At 50.5% G+C, this 3,119-nt stretch carries 7 protein-coding genes; 1 reads left to right on the plus strand and 6 read right to left on the minus strand.

The features are described 5' to 3' along the window. Positions 1-305: 305 nt before the first annotated feature. Both repA and tap read right to left on the minus strand, forming a co-directional pair. A complete protein-coding gene (repA, locus tag K0778_RS25390; protein WP_039002220.1) occupies positions 306-1,163 on the minus strand; it encodes an incFII family plasmid replication initiator RepA in 858 nt (285 codons plus the stop codon). Then, on the minus strand, positions 1,156-1,218 hold the full coding sequence (gene tap / locus K0778_RS25395) for a RepA leader peptide Tap (protein ID WP_097731093.1): 63 nt from the start codon (positions 1,216-1,218) through the stop codon (positions 1,156-1,158). Before tap ends, repA begins: the two co-directional genes overlap by 8 nt. Between tap and K0778_RS28520 the strand changes: the two genes are divergently transcribed. Next, positions 1,194-1,445, plus strand: a complete 252-nt coding sequence (locus K0778_RS28520) for a replication protein RepA (RefSeq protein WP_306293294.1) — start codon at positions 1,194-1,196, stop codon at positions 1,443-1,445. The two genes, tap and K0778_RS28520, sit on opposite strands and share 25 nt — an antisense overlap. Positions 1,446-1,461: 16 nt before the next feature. Here the strand turns inward: K0778_RS28520 and K0778_RS25400 are convergent, their stop codons facing one another. The 4 genes from K0778_RS25400 to K0778_RS25415 all read right to left on the minus strand — a co-directional run. Further along, the gene (locus K0778_RS25400) at positions 1,462-1,719 is read right to left on the minus strand and encodes a replication regulatory protein RepA (protein WP_001541895.1); all 258 of its coding nucleotides are present in this window, start codon (positions 1,717-1,719) and stop codon (positions 1,462-1,464) included. A 267-nt stretch (positions 1,720-1,986) separates the two neighbouring features. After that, the gene (locus K0778_RS25405) at positions 1,987-2,193 is read right to left on the minus strand and encodes a Hok/Gef family protein (protein ID WP_001351576.1); all 207 of its coding nucleotides are present in this window, start codon (positions 2,191-2,193) and stop codon (positions 1,987-1,989) included. 389 nt (positions 2,194-2,582) lie between these two features. Continuing rightward, entirely contained in the window at positions 2,583-2,795 is a 213-nt protein-coding gene (locus K0778_RS25410; RefSeq protein WP_001541896.1) for an ANR family transcriptional regulator, read from the minus strand. Positions 2,796-2,929: 134 nt separating this feature from the next. After that, positions 2,930-3,119, minus strand: a 190-nt coding sequence (locus K0778_RS25415; RefSeq protein ID WP_250666414.1) for a ProQ/FINO family protein, incomplete at its 5' end; no start/stop codon positions are given.

The raw sequence follows: 3,119 nt of genomic DNA on the forward strand, positions 1-3,119 counted from the left end.
TAAGTAGTTTAAAGGAGATATAAACAGGTGTTTAAAAGATACATTGCACCCTGTAAGACTGGCGGCTGGCGCTTTATGACATGAACGGTTGTAACCTTATGGGGAAGTCCCTTGCAGTTTAATGTGGATAAGCAAAATTCCCCGTCGCTGAGGCGTATTTTGTATTAAAAACAGGGGGAACCGGATGCTCCAGAAGGTGGATGGTGAGGTTGTTTTTTGTATGTGGTGCTGTTTTTTCTGTACTGGCGGGCTTCAGACGTGCGGATTCCTCCGGCGCAGGCCGGATTATTCTGAGGAGGTCACTTTCAGGGGGAAGCGGTGGCCAGCCGGCTGTAATTGCGGTTACGTGACAGAATCATGCGCTCCTTCACACGACGCTCCACTTCACGTTTTACCGCCTCACGACAGGCAGAGAAGCGCCCTTCCGAGATTTCACGCGTCAGCTGCCGTTTCACCAGGGTGACGATATCCTGACGTTCCCTGTTCGCATCACGACGCGCACGGGCACGTTTTATTCCACGGGACTTAAGCTCTGTCTGGTAACTGCGGAAACGCTCACGCACAAAACGCCAGGCTTTCGCTATCAGCTCATCCATACCCAGGGTATCCAGCCCCTGCTTTTTGCGCTGTCTGTTTTCCCATTCCACACGGCTGCGGCGTGCGGAAGCCACCGCCTCTTCTGAGATATCGAGAGCAGCAAACAGCGCCGGTGTGAACGTGATGTCGGTCGGAATATAGCAGCCAATAAGCGGGTCATATTCCGTCTGGTAGGTAATCAGTCCCAGCTCTGACAGGAATGTCAGGGCACGAGTGGCTCGGGTGATGGAGAGTGTTCCAGCAGCAGACTCCGTCGCCAGTCCGCACTCAATGGCCAGTGTGGTGATGGAGCACTGGACGCGGTTGGCCAGCGGGTCATAGTGAAAACACAGCCCCTGCAGCAGCGCATCAATGGCCCGGCGACGCAGTACCGGTGGCATGCGTCGACGCAGACCACGCGAACGGGCATGCGCCACATGAATGGCGAAATCAAAACGGGAAGTGAAGCCCACCGCCTTTTCCATCAGTTTTTCGCAGAACTTCAGCGTTCCGGCACCTTCACGGGGTGTAAACACCGGATTCGGGTTCTTTACCTGGCGGTAATACGTTTGTTGAAGATCAGTCACACCATCCTGCACTTACAATGCACAGAAGGAGTGAGCACAGAAAGATGTCTTGAATTTTTCCGGGCATATAACTATACTCCCCACATAGCTGAATTGTTGGCTATGTGGTTTTATGGGGCCCCGATAATCTTTCTAGTCGCCAAACTTGAAGAAGATTATCGGGGTTTTCACTTTCCTGGCTCCTGTAAATCCACATCAGAACCAGTTCCCTGCCACCTTACGGCGTGGCCAGCCACAAAATTCCTTAAACGATCAGTAATCTACCACTCACTCCTGAGATAAGCAAGAATGTGAATATTTACGAAGTCGCTCTGCGTTTCAGCTCTGATTCAATCAGTTTTTCAAGCATCTGCGCCTGAGTAATACCTTCCTCATCCGCCAGTTCACTCAGCCTGTCTTTTAACCGGGCCTGAATAACCGCATGAAAAGCCTTATGAGTGTTGCTTCTGCGAGCCAGAGAAGCTCTTTGCCTCTCTCTAGCCGGAACAGGGTTACCTTTCCGGTATGTACGCTTGGTGCCTGATGAGGAAGTCACTGCATTTTCTTTCTGCGACATCTCGCCTCCTCAATTCTCAAACAGGGATCGTTTCGCAGAGAATACTACAGTTTTTTGAAATCAGCGACTTGAAAGTTGTGACGATGATCTGTGTTGGCGCACAAATCATGTCTGATTACGACCGTTTAATGTGATTTTGATAATGAAATGACTGAAAAGCTGGAAATGCCTTAGCCAGGGGACCGGCTGTTTCTGGTATATAGGGTGTCTGCCCCTGAAATACCTCGCACTTCCGGAAAGCGGGGACTTCCGTCCCCGCCCGGCAGCTTACTTCCGTGCTTCGTAGGCCAGAGTTACCTGCACCACTGTATTTCCTCTGTGAATATTCAGCTCACATAACCGTTCCCTGAATATCAGTGAAAAACACAACACAGTGGCGCACACGGCGAGCAACCCGATAAGGGCATATTTCGTCATAAACTTTGACCTCTCTGCAAAGAAGAGGCTACAATCAGTAGTGTTAAGGTACTTCATGCAGACCTCACGAGTTAATGGATTAACGAGTGGGGTCTTCGCATTTCTGGTACCTGCGTCTTGCCTGAACCAGAAAGGCTCAGACACCCGCCGCGATAATACCACATTCCCTGTTGCTGACTATTACCCCCATTTGCCTGTTTTTGTTACAAAAACGCCGGGAGCGGGGAAACCCGTAAATTATTATTCGTATGCTCCCGCTGGTCCAGAATGGGAATTCCCTCTGGCTGATGCTGAGCAGTCATGGAGAATTGAAACTTGTTTAAAACTTTGGCAGCCTACTGTTTTTAATACACCCAATAAGGTATGAAGATGAAACTAAAAAAAGCAAATCTCATAAACTCCTTTCAGCCTTCTGACTTCTGGTGTAATGAAGGCTGCTTTTTTCGTTACCCCCTTCCCCGGCAGCGCCGGTGGCAGTGTTCAGCCCTTTTTTGGGCAAACTGCTGCCAGTCTGTCCGGGGCGTAACACAGGCAGCCCGTCGCCATGCTTCTGCCGCTTCCATCCAGCGTCCACTGACCTCCAGAATAACGGCCCGCCCGCCGGCACGCTGGTAACGCCAGACCTGACCGTTCCGTGAACTGTTTCTGAATCCATTCATTTTTCTGCCCCTCCCTTTTAGTCGTCAGTATTATTGTGGTAAATAATTCAGTGGACTGGCTTCCTTTCGGGTACGGAAGTTATTTCCTTTTAAGCCTTATTTCCCTGCCTCCTCTCTCTGATGGAGGCTTTTTTTTATTTCTCATCAAGCACGGCCTGAAGTTCTGCCTTTATCCGGTTCTGGCGGCGGATTTTATCCAGACGCTCTGCCGCATACGCTTCCTCCTCCTGAGAAATATGCTCCGTCACATACCCTTCCGTGTCATACCGGCAGGCACCGGCTTTCATGGCACACAGATAGCTTTCTGAACGGGTGATGGCCTTC

The organism is Escherichia sp. XD33, assembly GCF_019375075.1.
Lineage (GTDB): Bacteria > Pseudomonadota > Gammaproteobacteria > Enterobacterales > Enterobacteriaceae > Enterobacter > Enterobacter flexneri_A.